This is a genomic window from Marinilabilia salmonicolor JCM 21150, from assembly GCF_000259075.1.
In the GTDB taxonomy this organism is placed as follows: Bacteria; Bacteroidota; Bacteroidia; order Bacteroidales; family Marinilabiliaceae; genus Marinilabilia; species Marinilabilia salmonicolor.
The window spans coordinates 24,121-42,204 of record NZ_AJKI01000061.1; the positions used below are offsets into that span (position 1 = coordinate 24,121).

Consider the following 18,084-nt stretch of genomic DNA (forward strand, 5'->3'; position numbering starts at 1 on the left):
ATTTGCATCTCATAATGTTTCTGTTTTTGTGAGTGAAGCGAAGCTATAGCACCATTCTCTGAATCCCGACACTAATTTGATACCAATTCCCCAAAAGACCACATACCATGAAGAAACTTCTACCCCTGATCATTTTCCTGACAACATTTTCTGCAACCTTTGCCCAGGAAGGCACCAAACAACTGATGCCGAACTCCAACGACAGACTTTTTATCGAGTTTAATGTGTTTGATGGTAATAACTTCGGCCTTTACAATTGTGATGAAAAAGAGCGCATCAACATCTTCTTGAATGAAGGGGAAAAGATGTTCTTTGGGATGAACCTGAATGAAGCAGGTTCTAGCTTCTGGGCACCTTATTATACCGATTTCAGAATAAAAGCCCCCAATGGAAATGTTATCTTCAACGAAACTCCCTTAAGAACTTATAATCAGGCAGGCTATATCAATAATTATAACGAAGCTGTAACCGGTCCAAATGGGGTAAGATTGAACGGCACCATTATTACCAATGGTTATAATCCACTATCAATAACAGCCAACACAACCGGTAATTTTTATATTGAATTCTCAGCGAACTACCGTTTCTCTCTCGAATATTTTGACGTAACCGTCACTGACAGCGACAACAACATTATCACCAATCCCGGTGAGCCCAATAAATCGGCCGGTCGCCTATGGTCTTACGGCTGGCAGCTCACCAACCTCAGTTTTGATCAATACCCTGTGAACGCTGACTTCTATGTATTCACTTCCGATGAGTTTATCAACAAGGTTAACTTCCGGATGTATCCCTATTCCTTTGTTTTTGTGGCCAACCGATTTGGGATTACACCCTATTCGGAGGAAAACTACATCAAACGGGTACAAAGTATGGAAGGCGACCAGGTAAGCGGGGAAGACCTGGCAGAATATAAAGTATTCCTAAATGATCCCGACCGCAGCGTGTGGCCCAACACACGGCTGGCACCTCCTACGGTACAGGTAAAAGCCGAGGATCAGCTTTATATGGATTATCAGTATAACCGATATCCGGCCTACAGCGACATCGAACGGGGAACCATCCTTCTGGAAAAAAACAATGAATCCTGCCCACATGAAGACATCACTTTTTTCAGCATCGAAACCAATATAGAAGGCTATACCGCCATCATGCTGGATCTGGATGGTGACGGAGAATATTCTGCAGAAGGCAGCGACCGGGTCATCTACCGGGAGCTGAAAAAAGGGCTCAACTATGTGCTGTGGGATTTCAAAACAGATGGTGGAGCCGAAGTCGCCGATGGAGAATACTCCGCATCAGCAACTTTCTTCGGACGGGGCCCGGCCCATTTCCCCATGTACGATGTGGAACAAATGGATGGGATTACGACCTCATCCATCCGACCATTTAATCGTCTAAACACTACCATCTACTGGGATGACAGTCAGATTATGGAGTGGGGAGACATTGAAGGACTCGGAAGAATGGATGCCACTAGTCAAAAACAACTCAAAATAGGTCAAAACACTCCAAGAACCTGGATTTATGAAGGAGATAATCACGTCAACGTTCCTCATAACGGTGAGGTAAACACGCTCAACACCTGGTTCAATGCCATAGATTTGGGGTACAGCGACATCGTTTTCGAAGTGGCACAAAGCGATACCAAATGCCTCAACGGAGAAGCTCCCTGGGTGGGCGACGTTTACAAAGAAGGTCCCAAAAACAACGACCTCGTATTTGAAGCCTCAGATTTTGACCCCAAATTCTCGCATCCTGCAGGCACGCAGTTTCAATCCATCAACATTACCTCTCTTCCTGAAATCGGAGAACTTCACTACAATGGAAGCCCAATTTCTGTACCCCTGGAGGTTACGAGGGGAAATCTCACAAATCTAACCTACACCCCTCCCACCGATTGGATTGGCAAAACTTCTTTTACCTGGGAAGCCTATGATGGCACGTTATGGAGCAACAACGATGAAGCCGTTTACTGCATCATCAACTCAGCCCCTACCATTACCAAAATTGACGACCAGGTCCTCTGTACCAACAGCGAGACTCACCCATTAAACTTTACTGTTGGCGACGACGACACAGCCCCTGATGAATTGACCATCACAGGATTCTCAGCCAACCCGTCTGTGGTACCTCACAACGGCATAGAAATCGAGGGAACCGGAAGCGACCGAACCGTTACCATCAAGCCTGTTCCTTACGAATCGGGCCACGCCATCATTTACCTGATGGTAGAAGACGGCCTTAGTCAGACCATCGAAGAGTTTGCCGTAACCATCGCCCCCAGCCTGCAGTTTTCGGGGGACACTTCTCTTTGCGTGAACGACCCGCTTCAGCTCACCGCAGAAGAATTTGGCGCTGACAGCTACTCCTGGCAATTCGATGGTTCAGAAATATCGAGCGACCGCACTGTAGCACAAACCTCAGGTAATGTAAATTATGGCGAATGGTCTCTCTCCATCGAAAAATACATCGAAGAACACGACATCACTTGTACCTCAACCCGCGATTTTGATGTCACCTACTCTCCCAACACCAATTTCACGGGTGACCAGGAAGTATGCGTTGGGGAAGAAATTTCGCTGGTGGCCGATGAAGTAAATGCCACCTACCAGTGGCGCAGAGACGGAACGGACATCGAATCACAAAACACCGGTACATTTTCCAAAGAGGCTGCTCTGGCCGACGACGGCAACGACTACACACTTTGGGTGAATAAAGATGGTTGCCAGTGGGAATCTGCTCCGTTCGCCATCTCTGTAGTGGTGATGCCGTCAACAGGCCTATCCATCACTCCCGGAACTGTTGACCCAGGTCGTGACGGTGAATTTGTCATCAACAGCACAGAAAACGGTTTTCTTTACAAGGCCTATTCCGAGGGAGCTGAAATTGCTTCAGCAACCTCAACCGGAGAAGAACTCACCATGACCATTCCGGCCCAATACCTGGAAATTGGCGAAAACACTTTCGAACTGACAGTGGACAACATCAACTGTGAAGTCCCGCTGACCAATCCGGGAGTCATTAACGTCAACGAACCCGGAATAACGGTTGCACCCACCGAGCTCACCACAGCAGAGGATGGTGAAACCAGTACTTTTTCTGTTGTGCTTCACACCGCCCCTCTCAATACTGTGAGCATCAATCTTTATTCTGATGACGAAACAGAAGGAACCATAGCTCCCGAAACACTGATATTCGATGCAGGGAACTGGGATACTCCGCAGACCGTAACGGTAACTCCTGTCAGAGACCGGGAGGTGGATGGAGACATCAATTATTCCATCATCCTGGAACCGGCTATCAGCGATGATACTTATTACAGCGACATGAATCCTGAGGATGTGAGCGTGACCAATACCAATGTGGATGTTGCCGGCATCAACATCTCTCACTCAGAACTGACCACCTCTGAAACCGGAACTACTTCTGGGTTCACAGTCGTGCTGACTTCAATACCATCAGCAGCAGTCAGGATTGAGTTTTCTGGACTTGACGCTTCTGAAGGAAGCATGAGTGCCAACGAACTGATTTTCGATGCATCCGACTGGAATGTACCTCAAACCATCACCGTCACAGGAGTGGACGATGACATCGCCGACGGTCTGCAATCCTATATGCTTCAGGGAACGGCTTTCAGTGGAGATGCTGATTATGATGACATTTCCATTAGCAGCATTACCGTCAATAACGAAGATGACGATACCGCAGGACTCAACATCAGCGAAACTGCCGTAACAACTTATGAAGACCAGACACAACCTTCCGCTACTTTTGAGGTTTCCTTAAACAGTGAACCCGAATCTACGGTCACGGTCAATATTTCTTCCACCCAACCAGGTGAAGGTCAGCTACCCACAACATCTCAAACACTAACCTTTAACAACACCAACTGGAACACACCCAAAACAGTAACCATCAACGGAGTGGATGATGAAATCGAGGATGGAGACCAGACATATTCCATTAATATTTCAACAACAGCCACGGATGCCAATTACAACGGTCTTTCAGCCGCTGTTAATGCCACCAATGTGGATGACGACCAGGCAGGCATCAGCGTTTCTGATAATTCCATCGAAACCTCCGAAGATGAAACCACTGCGACCTTCTCAGTTGTTTTAAATTCCGAACCGGTTAGTGATGTTACCATTGACATTGCCTCTTCCGATACAGAAGCCGCCGAAAGCACGATTTCTGCCTCACAGCTAACCTTTACACCGACCGATTGGAATATCACACAGGAAATAACTGTTACGGGCGTGGATGACCATCTCATTGACGGAGACCAGAACTATACTATTACCCTCTCTGTAAACAGCGGAGATGCCAATTATCAGGCCTTAAGTGATATTACCATTAATGCCACCAATACAGACAATGATGTGGCAGCTATCATTGTTTCCAAAACCACATTGCAAACAAGTGAGGACGGAGCATCTGATAACTTTACCATCCGATTGTCGGCTCAGCCGGAAAGCGATGTTACCGTTACCCTAAACGGGCTGGACGCCTCGGAAGGAAGTCTGAGCACCTCATCGCTGACTTTCACCCCCGGCAACTGGAATACCAACCAGACAGTCACCCTGACGGGTGTTAATGATGAGATTGCTGACGGAAATATTTCCTATACATTGTCAGGAACATCGAGCAGCGGCTACACCCCGTTTAATGGCATTAACTCGGATGACATTGAAGTAACCAACCTTGATAACAATACAGCGGGTATCAGTGTCTCTCCTCGTAACATCAACCTAAATGAAGGAGAAAACGAGACTTTCAGCATTTCACTGAATTCGCAACCCACCTCTGATGTAACCATCACCCTTTCATCCTCCGATGAAAATGAGGTAACCATTTCAACCGGCAGTGTTTCTTTTTCACCCACCGACTGGGCCACTAAAACCGTAACAGTCACTGCCATCGACGACCAGATTGATGACGGAGACCACAGCTACACCATCACTACCTCAAATGCATCAGGAAGTGAACCCAATTACGATGGAATGACTGTAGATGACATCAATGTAAACATTACTGATGTTCATTCAGCAGGTGTCACCACATCGGTTGTTTCAGGCAATACCACTGAAGCCGGTGGAACAGCCACCTTTACTGTGGTACTCGAATCCCAACCTACGTCAAATGTGGGAATCACGGCAACTTCTGATAATTCCACCGAGGGCCAGGTGACCAACAATTCACTTGCCTTTACCCCGGCAAACTGGGATACACCCCAAACGGTTACCATCACCGGTCAGGACGATGACATTGATGATGGAAATCAGAATTACAATATTGATGTGGAAGTAAGCAGCGCTGACAGCAATTATGGTTCTGCTTTCAACACATCTGTAGCCTTAGTCAACGAAGACGATGACACTGCAGGTCTGACCATTGTGGAAAACACCCCGTTTGGAACCACCGAGGCAGGAGGAACAGCCACATATACCGTGGTGCTTGATTCAGAACCGATATCAAATGTGACCATAGGCTCTTCATCCAACCAAACAAGCGAAGGAGTCGTAACCAGCGGAAACTCATTAACATTCACTGCATCCAACTGGAATACACCGCAAACAGTTACCATCACCGGTCAGGATGATGCTATTGACGATGGAAATCAGATTTATCAGATTGACATCGAAGTCAGCAGCAGTGATACAAATTACGAAAGTAACCTGAATACCTCGCTTTCTCTGATCAATGAAGATGATGATAATTTCGGGGTAACCCTCTTACCGGTTACCTCGGCATCCGACAGACTGGAAACCAGTGAAGACGGCGGGCAAGCAACTTTTACTGTGGTTCTTGAAAGCCAGCCCACCCACCAGGTTTTTTTCAACTTTGTTTCCGACAACACCGGAGAAGGAACAGTCACTTCAAGTGTAAGTTTCTCGTCTTCCGACTGGAATACACCAAAAACCATTACAGTTACCGGAGTCAACGACAATGTGGATGACGGAGACCAGGATTATGTGGCCAGCATTTCCACCAGCAGCAGCGACAACAACTACAACGACTTGTCCATCAATGATGTTTATCTGACCAACATGGACAACGACGATGCTGGTATTGTGCTCTCCAAAACCGCTTTCGAGACCTCAGAACCTGATGTTACAGACCAGTTATTCATCAGATTACAATCAGAACCAACATCGACAGTTACCATCACCTTTGAATCTTCTGATGAATCGGAAGGAACCGTCTCGCCGGAAACGCTCACTTTCGAGGCAGGCAACTGGAATGTTGATCAGGAGGTAATCATAACCGGACAGGATGATGCAGTCATGGATGGAGATATTTCATACACCATTTCTTATGCCGTATCATCAGGTGATGAACAGTATAACAACATCGAAAATCAGGAATTACCCGCCACCAACCTTGATGACGACAATGCCGGCATAACGGTAACTCCCACCGCGGGACTGTACACCACAGAGACCGGAGGAACAGCCAGCTTTGAAATATCGCTCAACAGTGAGCCCACCGAGGCAGTCAGCATTTCTCTTGCATCATCAGATATCACCGAAGGAGTCATTACTGCTGTTTCCCGTGGTACTGTCGATACAGATGCCAATACAGCCACTATTACTTTCCAGCCTAATGAATGGAACAATGCGGTTGAAATCACGGTTACCGGACAAGATGACGACATTGATGATTCGGATGTGGCATACAGCATCATTACGCAAGCTGCAGAAAGCACTGATACGGATTACAATAATCATTCTGTTTCCGACGTTTCCCTTACCAATCAGGACAACGATGCTTACGGAACGACAGTCACACCCCAGGACATCACACTTGATGAAAACGGGGAAGCCAAAAGCTTTACCATTGTCCTGAAGAGTCGTCCCACCTCGGAGGTCACCTATAATTTCACGGCAGAAACACAAGGACGTGCCACTGTTACACCGGCTTCTGTAACCTTTACCACAGACGGAAATGACTGGCAGACGCCCAAAGAGGTTACCATCACCCCGGTCAACAATGACATTGATGACGGCAACCTGACATTCACAGTGGTTCCCGGAAAAGGAGACACCGACGATTCTCAATACAAGAATCATTCACCAGCCAGCGTATCGGTCACCATCGCGAATGAAGACATCGCCGATTTCGATATCTCAGAACCATCAGGACCGACAACCGAAGGTGGTGGAGAAGCACACTTCTCCATGGCACTCAAGAGCGCTCCCATTGACCAGGTTCTGCTAGAAATGTCCTCTTCAGATACCTCGGAAGGAAAAATCACCCGGGTGTCCAACAACAGAGGAACATTCGATGGCGAGAACAAAGTTTATGTAACGATTGACGATACCAACTGGTCGGAACAAGTTACTGTCACAGTCACAGGTCAGGCAGACAATATCGCAGACGGAACTCAGACCTATGAAATTGAGTTTGCCCCCATCATTGGTGGAACAAGCATATACAACGGCCTAACTCCCGAATCTGTTATTTTTGTAAACCAGGATAATGACACGCCGGGGTTCATGATTAGTCCATCAGGCGGACTGGAAATTACCGAAGCCGGTCAGAGTGATGATTTCAACATATCGCTGAACACTAAACCTGAAGGAAATGTGGTCGTCAACCTCTCTTCGGACGACACCAGCGAAGGAGTGATTACGGCGATCACCGAAGGACGAGGCACTGTAAATGTGGCCACCAACGAAGCCACTGTTACATTCAATACCACCAACTGGGATGTCCCTGCAACTGTTACCATTACAGGTGTGGACGATGAAGAGCAGGATGGGGATGAAACTTTCAACATCAGCACCTCTTTTGATAATGCACTGACCGAGGATGAAAACTACAAAACTGACATTAGTGATGTTTCTGTCACCAACATTGACGATTTCATCCCCCGCCCGCAGGATGATGCGGCTACAACCGATCAGGAAACACCGGTTAACATTGAGGTCCTTTCCAACGATTCAGGGCTGGAGTATGGTGCCACCATTGCCATTGTTTCGCAACCCGGGCATGGGGAAGCAACGGTCAATCCAGACAACACCATCACTTATACACCGGACAGGATGTACCATGGAGCATTTTCATTCGAATATGCAATCACCAATTCCATCAATCAATCCGCAACTGCAATGGTCAATCTTACAGTTACACACATCAATGTGACACCTGTGGCCAACGACGACAGCAGAGGTACAAGTATCAACACCCCGGTGGAAGTGGATGTGCTTAGTAATGATGAAAATCTCTATGATGCCCCGATAACCGTAACCATTGCTGATGCATCAACAACCAGTGGAACAGTATCGGTTTCACCAACCAACAGCATCATATTCTCTCCCGAACAGGATTTCACCGGAACCACCACTTTCAGCTATCGCATCACAGATAATGAAGGCGATACCGATGAAGCAACTGTAACCATCCAGGTGAGAGAAGAAAACCACCAGCCGGTAGCCAATGATGACGAGCTGATAACTTACACCAATACCCCGGCAAACATTGACGTATTGGGCAACGACAGCGGCCTGGAAGACGGTTTGCAAAACTTCAGCATCTTTGCGCAACCAGCCAACGGAACCATCAGCATAAACAGCAACCGGACGTCACATTACGTTCCGGATGCAGATTTCACAGGAAATGACCTGTTGATTTACCAAATTGAAGATGTGGACGGTGATTATGCCCTTGGCGTGGTCAATATCCAGGTAGTGGAAACACCCGATGCCACCCCGGTTGCCAATGATGTGGCTGTTGCTACAGAATTTGAAACACCGGTAACCATCGACCTCCTGTCCAACGACACCGGTCTGGAAGATGGAGTGGCAGGCATTACCATATCGCCTCAACCCGTCAATGGCACTGCTAACGTAAATGCAGATTTCACCATCACATACACGCCTGATGCAGGCTTCAGCGGCACCGAAACTTTTGGTTACCAGGTTTGCGACCTGGACGGTGATTGTGCATCAGCAGACATCACAGTAACTGTTCTTGAAGAAAACGTGGAAAACCATTCGCCAATTGCCAATGATGACCTGGCAACCACTTATCTGAATACACCCGTTACCATTGATGTATTGTCCAACGACACCGGGCTGGAAGACGGAATGGGAAGTATTACCATTCCGGCAAGCCCGGCATCCGGTAGCGTTCAGGTAAACGCCGACCATACGGTAACATTCACACCCGGATATTTCTTCGTTGGAGACATCAGCTTCTCTTATATTGTGGCTGATGCAAACGGGGACTGGGATATGGCCCTGGTAACTGTAAGTGTCACAGAAGACGAAAATGTTGTACCTGTTGCAACCGACGATGAGGCAACTGTTGAAGAGAACAGTTCGATAAATATTAATGTACTGGCCAATGACACTGGTCTTGATGACACACCGGTATCAGTGGGTGTTAATCAGCAACCAGACAACGGAACTGTTGTGGTAGAAAATAACAATACCATCACCTACACCCCGAACAGCGAATTTTTCGGTAATGATACCTTCAACTACACCGTTACCGATGCCAACGGAGACGCGGATGAAGCAACAGTTTCATTGACCATTACTCAGGCTGCTAGCGGCATCCCTGTTGCAACCGACGACGAGGCTTCAACCACTGAAAATACGGCTGTTTCAGTTGATGTGCTGAGCAATGATTCCGGATTGGCAGATGCACCAGTGATAGTAACCATCAGTACAAACCCGACCAACGGAAGCGTGGTAGTGGAAAGCGACAACACTATCACCTACACACCAAACGATGCATTCTCGGGTAGTGATTCATTCACCTATACCGTTACAGATGCCAACGGAGATGCCGACGAAGCGGATGTTGCGGTAACTGTAACTGAGGACACCAACATTGTGCCTGTTGCCAACGACGATGAAGCTTCAACCACAGAAAATACGGCTGTTTCAATCGACGTACTAAGCAACGACACCGGGCTTGAAGAGGTACCGGTGACAGTAACCATCAGCATAAACCCGACCAGCGGAAGCGTGGTGGTAGAAAGTGACAATACCGTTACCTACACACCAAACGATGAGTTCTCCGGTAGTGATTCATTCAGCTATACTGTTACCGATGCCAACGGAGATGCGGACGAAGCGGATGTTTCGGTGACTGTAACTGAAGACACCAACATTGTACCAGTTGCAACTGACGATGAGGCTTCAACCGCTGAGAACACGGCTATTTCAATTGATGTGTTGAGCAACGATACCGGACTTGAAGATGTTCCGGTGGTGGTTACTATCAGCACAAACCCGACCAACGGAAGTGTAGTGGTAGAAAGTGACAACACCGTTACCTACACACCAAACGATGAATTCTCCGGTAGTGATTCTTTCAGTTACACTGTTACCGATGCCAACGGAGATTCAGATGATGCCGAAGTAGCGATTAATATTGTTGAAGACAGCGATGAAGAGATCAACAATGTGCCGATAGCAGCTGATGATTTCGCAGAAACCCAAATAAATGTTGCTGTAAACATTGCTGTTTTGGACAACGACCAGGGACTCGAAGATTCTCCTTTAACCCTAAGTGTAAGCCAAATAGCAGAAGGAGGTTCAGCGATTGTTGAAAGCGACAACACCATAACTTTTACACCTGAAACAAATTACATCGGTCAGGTAACTTTCCGTTATGCAATAGTAGATGCCAATGGGGATCAGGATATGGCTACAGTTACCGTTGAAGTTCTTCCCGGTTTGACAGCGGTCAACGACACCATTGTCCTTGAGATGAATGAAACAGTGAACATCTCACCTTTGAAAAACGATCTGGGCATCAACGGACAGGTTCAGTTCTCCATTCTGAAGCATCCGGAAAACGGGATTGCCGGATTCAAAGGTGCAGGCGTCCTTACCTACGATCCCATGTTTAATTTCGTAGGTAATGATTCCATCTCATACCAGGTTTGCAGTGAAGACAACAGCAACGATTGCAGCAGTGCCTGGATTATTATCCGGATTGAAGAACCGGAATTTGTTCCGACAACTACATTCAGGATTCCGGAAGGATTCTCTCCCGATGGAGATGGGATCAACGACCATTTTGAAATAGAAGGCCTGGAAGAGCTTGACAGGGTGACCATCCATGTATTCAACCGTTTTGGGAACATCATCTACAAAAATGACCATTACGAAAACGACTGGGACGGAACTACAAGAAAGTCACTGGGTGGATCCGGTTCTCTCCCTACAGGCACCTATTTCTACGTAATAAAGATTGTAGATACCGGAAAGCAATACAAAGGCAATGTTTTCCTGAAGAAATAAGCAAGATAAGGGACCAAATCACTCGGAAAAAATCAAAAAATGACACCATTATACAGAAGTTTCTCAATCATAATGCTCTCCCTGTGTATACTCACTGCCAAGGCACAGGAGGAGCCCCTTTACACCAATTACATTAACAACCCGCTGGAGATTAACCCCGCCATTGCAGGTACGCTAGAAGGACTTAATATGAATCTCCTGACGCGTCATCAATGGGTGGGAATTGACGGATATCCGGCATCTTACAGTTTTGGTGCCCATACCCCGTATCAAAAACAGAATTTTGGCATCGGTATGAGTCTGATGACAGACAGGGTTGGGCCGGTCAGAAACACCCACTTTAAAGCATCCTATGCCTATCAGATTAAGGTTGCCCGGGGGATGCATTTATCGATGGGGCTCAACGCCGGAATAACCAATTTCAGTGCAACAATCTCCGATTTGGAACTTACCGAAAGTAACGATCATCACTTCCAGAGTGACCTGAACAGGACTTCACCTATTTTTGGAATTGGTTTTTACCTCTATACGGATGAATATTTTGCGGGAATTTCTTCTCCCAGAATGATACGGGTAAAGCTGGAGGATGAATACCGGGAGAGTAATACCTCCTATGATGCACCAATATTCCTAATGGGTGGCTATCAATTTAATATCGACCATGAGTGGCAGTTTCTTCCCTCAGCCCTGATAACAGTAGTCCCGGGAGCTCCCATATCTGCAGATATAACTACCAGATTTCTTTATCAGGATCAATATTATATGGGGGCTCATTATCGCATAGGAGATGCTGCCGGCCTGTTTTTCAATATTCAAATTACAGAATTTCTGAAAGCCGGTTATGCCTTCGACTTTACACTTAATAAATTATCGAGAGTGAATAGTGGTTCTCATGAATTTATGGTGGCGTACAGGTTGGATAATCTGTGGTGAAATTAAGGCTATAATCATAAGAGCTCCTCAGGCTCTGACTGCCTCAATTGCTTCAACAAGGGATTCTTCGCAAGCTCAGAATGACAAACAACACGAAACCCATAACTTTCACCTTAAAGCCTGGTACAGAATATCAATGGGATGCAATGCAATCTCTCCCGTTCCGTCCTTTATCTGATGCCGGCAACTGGTTCCGGGAGCCGCAATCAACTCATCCGGATTTTTGCCACGAATGGCAGGAAAAAGAACCAACTCTCCTATCTTCATAGAAACGGTATAATGTTCTTTCTCATAACCGAATGATCCGGCCATACCACAACAACCGGAAGGAATTACCTCCACTTCATAATTTCGGGGCAAACTCAGCATCCTGACCGTTGGAGTCTGAGAAGCAATGGCTTTTTGATGGCAATGCCCGTGAAATTTCACCTTTTTTGGCTCTGACGTAAAAAACTCAGAAGTAATATGCCCTTTCTCTATCTCCCTGACGATAAACTCTTCAAAAAGCAAAGCGTTTTCACCCAGTTTTCGGGCATCCTGCCTCAGATCATCAGTTACAAGGTCAACATATTCGTCCCGGAAAGTAAGAATGGCGGACGGCTCTATCCCCACCAATGGAGTTTCTTTTGTAACAATATCCTTCAGACCGCTGACATTCTCAATGGCTATTTTACGGGCTTTCTTTAACAGTCCTTTGGAAATATAAGCCCTGCCACTCTCCCTATGCTTCGGAATCACCACCTCATAACCCAAATGCTCCAGTAGCATGACCGCATTTTTGCCCATTCCCGAATCGTTGTAATTGGTAAATTCATCATTAAACAAATAAACCCTCCCTCTGGGGAAATTTTTCTGACCCGGCAAGTAGCGTTTTTTATACCATTTCTTCACAGTTGTTTTTCCCAATAAAGGAAGGGTACGCTCCTGTGCAAAACCCGAAATCCGTTTGAAGAAGGCGGATGTAAAGCGGTCTGAAACAAAAAAATTATAGATTGCAGGCCAAAACGAAGTCAGCTGATTAAGTTTAGATATTTCGGCAATCATCCGGGTACGCAACGGTACCCCATTGGCTTCATAGTAATGTTGAAGAAACTCTGCCTTCAGCTTAGCCACATCCACACCCGAAGGACATTCAGACTTACAAGCCTTACAGGAAAGACATAGATCCATTACTTCATAGATTTCTTTGTGGTTAAAACGATTCTTTACATACGGTTTACGCAAATACTCACGAAGAATATTAGCCCGGGCACGGGTGGTATGCTCCTCATCACGGGTGGCCATATAACTTGGACACATCGTTCCTCCAGAAAGATGCGTTTTCCGACAATCGCCTGAACCGTTACAAAATTCAGCGGCCCTGACAATACCTTTCTCCCGGCTAAAATCGTAAACAGTATTAATTTCGGGTGTTTCCACTCCGGCTCGATATCGCAAGTGGGTATCCATTGGCGGGGTATCCACAATCTTCCCCGGATTGAAAATATGGTTCGGATCCCAGGTCTGCTTTAAATCTTTAAACAACTGATAATTCTTATCCCCAACCATCGGCCGGATAAACTCTCCCCGCAACCTTCCGTCACCATGCTCACCGCTTAGGGAACCTCTGTATTTCTTTACAAGGACTGCCGTTTCTTCCCCGATTTTTCGGAAAAGCTTCTGCCCCTCTTCGGTTTTAAGATTAATAATCGGACGCAAATGCAACTCACCGGAACTGGCATGACCATAAAAAGTACAGGTCAGATTCAGGCTTTCCAGCAACTTTCTAAAATCAGCTACATAAGCAGGTAAATCTTCTACAGCCACCGATGTATCCTCAATAACGGCTACCGGTTTCGCATCTCCAGGGGTGGTAAACAGAAGTCCCAAAGCAGCCTTTCTCAAGGCCCATACCTTTGTAATGTCATCACCCTTTACCAACGGATAATGATACCCCAATCCGGAAGATTTTAAATCTTCAGTTAACTTTTGTGCAGCCTCCTCAATTTCGTCTATTGAATCACGTGAAAACTCAACCACCAAAAGGGCATTGGGTTCTCCTTTAAGAAAAAACCTGTTTTTGCTGTGTTCCGGACTGTTTTTAGTGCAATTCAGGATAAAATCATCCAACAGCTCACTGGCCGTAGGTTGATGCTTCAATACCGTCAAATTGGCTTTCAGGGCCTCATCCACAGATTTAAAATGCACACAAACCAACCCTTTGTGTTTGGGGGGCAATGGGTGACATTTCAGTTTCACTTCGGTGATAAATATCAGTGTACCTTCAGATCCGGCAATTAACCTTGAAAAATTAAAATCAAAACCGTGTTTTTCAAATACATTGCTTTCAGCAATCTTATCCAGCGCATACCCTGTATTCCTTCGAATGATGGATGGTTTGGGGAAATCAGCTCTGATTTCTCTTCTCACCTCATCATTGTCCAGTGTTTCGTAGATATGACGATACAAGGCGGTTTCAAGAGATTCTTTCTCCCCTGCCATTTTTCCCTGAAACTCATCAGAGCTTAAATCAGTAAATACCACATAAGAACCATCACTTAGAAATCCTTTAACCTCCAGAATATTATCCCGTGTGGTACCATAAACCACAGAATTGGCCCCCGAAGAATTGTTCCCCACCATACCTCCAATCATCGCCCGGTTAGATGTGGATGTCTCAGGCCCAAAGAACAAGCCATGAGGTTTCAGATACATATTCAGTTCATCACGAATAACGCCAGGCTGAACCCTCACCCATCGTTCTTCAGAGTTTACTTCAGGTATCTCTGTGAAAGTTTTGGAGATATCTACCACTATTCCGGATCCCACTACCTGACCAGCAAGTGAGGTCCCTGCAGCTCTGGGAATCAAAGGGATTCCATGCTCTCTGGCAAATTGAATCAGTAATCTTATATCAGACTCATCCTCCGGAAAAGCGACAGCCAAAGGCCTCTCTTTATACACCGATGCATCAGTGGCATACAATGTTCGGAGAATCTCGTCTGAAAATATTTTTCCTCTATGAGTTTTAGATAACTCCTTCAGGTCTGCTTTCATCACATTCCAAAATATAAAAAACCAAACTATCACAAACAAGCAGGGCCTGCCGAAAATTCAGCAAGCCCTGTTAATATCTATCAAGAAAACTTTTATCAACTTCTGCCTTCTCACTTCTGCCTTTTACCTGAATAGCGCAAAAACAGCTCCATCTATAGAAAACAAAAGAAAAACATTATGCCTCCTAAGCTTTCTCTTCGGCCAAAGCAGCAACAATTTTCTGTTCCAGCTCTTCGGCCAGTTCGGGATTGTCACGAATCACATCCTTCACTGCTTCACGACCCTGCCCAAGTTTGGCATCCCCATAACTGAACCAGGATCCGCTTTTCTTAATCACATTGTGCTCCACACCGATGTCAATGATTTCACCGATTTTAGAAATTCCCTCACCATACATGATATCAAACTCAGCTTTGCGGAACGGTGGTGCCACCTTATTCTTAACAACTTTAACACGCGTGTGGTTACCAACCACTTCATCCCCGTTTTTCAACTGGTTCACCCTCCGGATGTCTAAACGAACAGAAGAGTAAAACTTCAGGGCATTACCACCGGTAGTAGTTTCGGGATTACCGAACATCACACCGATTTTCTCACGCAACTGGTTGATAAAAATACAACAGGTATTGGTTTTACTGATATTTGAAGTTAGCTTCCGTAAGGCCTGAGACATCAGACGAGCCTGAAGTCCAACCTTATTTTCGCCCATTTCACCTTCGATTTCAGCTTTGGGAGTAAGAGCAGCGACCGAGTCAACCACCACCAAATCGATGGCAGAAGAACGAATCAACTGATCGGCAATTTCCAATGCCTGCTCACCGTTATCAGGCTGAGAAATCAGAAGATTTTCCACATCCACACCCAGTTTTTCAGCGTAAAAACGGTCGAAGGCATGCTCTGCATCTATAATAGCTGCAATTCCTCCCAATTTCTGCACTTCTGCCATAGCATGAATGGCCAAAGTTGTTTTACCTGAAGATTCAGGTCCGTAAATCTCTATCACACGACCACGGGGAAATCCACCAACACCAAGTGCCCGGTCGAGTCCGATGGATCCTGAGGAGAACGAAGGCACATTTTCGGCCACAGACTCACCCATTCGCATGATGGCGCCTTTACCATAGGTCTTGTCAATTTTATCCATGGTCAGCTGAAGCGCTTTGAGCTTCTCGGCATTCACTTTTTTAGCTTCTTCTTTTTTCTTGTCCGTTTTTTCCTGTTGTTCGGCCATACTAATTTTCTATGTTATGCAGTTTAATAATCCATGCAAACTGACAGGACTCTTCAATCAGCTCACTTACAGCCAATAAAAAAAGCTACACCCTGCAGTATTTCCACCGATAAAGATAACCATAAATATTAAAGATTCAACTCGGAAAAAATCTGTTCAGAATGTTCTTTGGTTTTCACCTTCTTGAAGATTTTCTCTATCACACCCTCTTCATCAATCACAAAAGTAGTGCGAACCACGCCCATATAAGTTTTACCATACATCTTTTTCTCGGCCCAAACACCATATTTTTCCAGGATTTCTTTTTCTGTATCTGCAATGAGATCAAATTTCAACCCGTGTTTTTCGATAAACTTGCGGTGCGAAGCTTCACTATCCGGACTTACCCCGATGATTTTAAATCCTTTATCAGCAAACTGATCCAGGTTGTCATTAAGGTTGCACGCTTCTGCTGTACAACCGGAAGTATTGTCTTTGGGATAAAAATAGAGAACTACTTTCTGCCCTTTAAAATCATCCAGAGAAATTTCTTTTCCATCCTGATTCTTCCCTGAAAACATAGGAGCTTTTTGTCCTTCTTCCAATTTTGCCATAATTAAATAGGTTTTTAAATGCAATAAAAAAACAGCCTACACCGCGTTTTGTTTAGGCTTTTTGCAGTTAAAACCTAATTCCAAGCATTCCCCGAAAACCGGAAAGAGAAATTTCTCCCTGATTCATAATACTCAGATTCTGATGAAGTGCAGCACTGGAATTGTTTTCCGGCCCAGGAAATAAAATATCCTGTTTCTCTGTAAAAGGATCGTTGCCGGGGAAATAATATCTGGCTTCAAAAAACAGATGATAATTTTGTCCGGGAAAAACCACCCCAATACCGGCAAAGGGCATCAAAATATTGTCAAGCTCCAAATCAGCATCATCCACCCATTTAGGGTAATCAGTATAATACCCCAGATCTGGGAGGTTATCCAACAATAGGTCATATTCTTCATAATAACCCTGATGCGTAAACATTCCATTCTGCTCATAGGTACTCTTAACCGGTAATCTGTACTCGGCACCGGCTTCGGCAAAAAGGTCCCACTTTCCAACAGTAACAAAACCCCGAATCAAAAAAGGAAATTCTGCCCAGGTATATTTTTGTGTCTCCTCCACGCCGGTTGCAGATACACGTTTTTCAAATGTATCTCCTTCATCATCTATCCAGGGCATAGAGGCTGAGACTTCCCCGACCTTGCCTTCTGTAGATTGCAAGGACAATCCTGCACCAGTTGACAGTTCAAGCCACTTAACAATTCTGAAATTAAAAGCTACTCCTCCACCGTATGAACGAACAGGATCCAATGCCACTGAGGGATTAGAGTGTGTCCATTCAAACTGGCCGCCATGTGCAAAAAAAGTAGCGGTAAAAAGCTTTTGCTTTGTAATGATTTCTTCCTGATTGAATCCGGAAGCCCCCTCTGCCCTATTATGACTTACGGTTAAAGTGTCTGGCACCTGGTTGCTTTGTCCCTGCAAAGCAGGGCAGAAAACCATAGACAGAAGTAGAAAAAAACCAAATCCTTTTATGCGAATAGTAGAAATAATATTTTTATCCATAGTATAGGGTATTGCATC

Annotated in this window: 6 protein-coding genes; 2 read left to right on the forward strand and 4 right to left on the reverse strand. The window is 45.5% G+C overall.

The genetic code is table 11. The features are described from left to right. Nucleotides 1–107 precede the first annotated feature (107 nt). Nucleotides 108–11,267, forward strand: a complete 11,160-nt coding sequence (locus W7W_RS0120315; RefSeq protein ID WP_010665457.1) for an Ig-like domain-containing protein — start codon at nucleotides 108–110, stop codon at nucleotides 11,265–11,267. 39 nt (nucleotides 11,268–11,306) lie between these two features. Continuing rightward, nucleotides 11,307–12,200 carry a PorP/SprF family type IX secretion system membrane protein gene (locus W7W_RS0120320; RefSeq protein WP_010665458.1) on the forward strand — a complete coding sequence of 298 codons (894 nt, stop codon included), beginning with the start codon at nucleotides 11,307–11,309 and terminating at the stop codon, nucleotides 12,198–12,200. A 108-nt stretch (nucleotides 12,201–12,308) separates the two neighbouring features. Here the strand turns inward: W7W_RS0120320 and W7W_RS0120325 are convergent, their stop codons facing one another. The 4 genes from W7W_RS0120325 to W7W_RS0120340 all read right to left on the reverse strand — a co-directional run bounded on the left by W7W_RS0120325 (nucleotide 12,309) and on the right by W7W_RS0120340 (nucleotide 18,066). Beyond that, nucleotides 12,309–15,236: an FAD-binding and (Fe-S)-binding domain-containing protein gene (locus W7W_RS0120325; protein WP_010665459.1), complete on the reverse strand. Its 2,928-nt coding sequence runs from the start codon at nucleotides 15,234–15,236 to the stop codon at nucleotides 12,309–12,311. 184 nt (nucleotides 15,237–15,420) lie between these two features. Next, nucleotides 15,421–16,467 carry a recombinase RecA gene (gene recA / locus W7W_RS0120330; protein WP_010665460.1) on the reverse strand — a complete coding sequence of 349 codons (1,047 nt, stop codon included), beginning with the start codon at nucleotides 16,465–16,467 and terminating at the stop codon, nucleotides 15,421–15,423. Between the two features lie 128 nt (nucleotides 16,468–16,595). After that, a complete protein-coding gene (gene bcp, locus W7W_RS0120335; protein WP_010665461.1) occupies nucleotides 16,596–17,060 on the reverse strand; it encodes a thioredoxin-dependent thiol peroxidase in 465 nt (154 codons plus the stop codon). 67 nt (nucleotides 17,061–17,127) lie between these two features. Then, complete coding sequence (locus W7W_RS0120340; RefSeq protein WP_010665462.1) at nucleotides 17,128–18,066, reverse strand: hypothetical protein; 939 nt, start codon at nucleotides 18,064–18,066, stop codon at nucleotides 17,128–17,130. Between the last annotated feature and the right edge of the window lie 18 nt (nucleotides 18,067–18,084).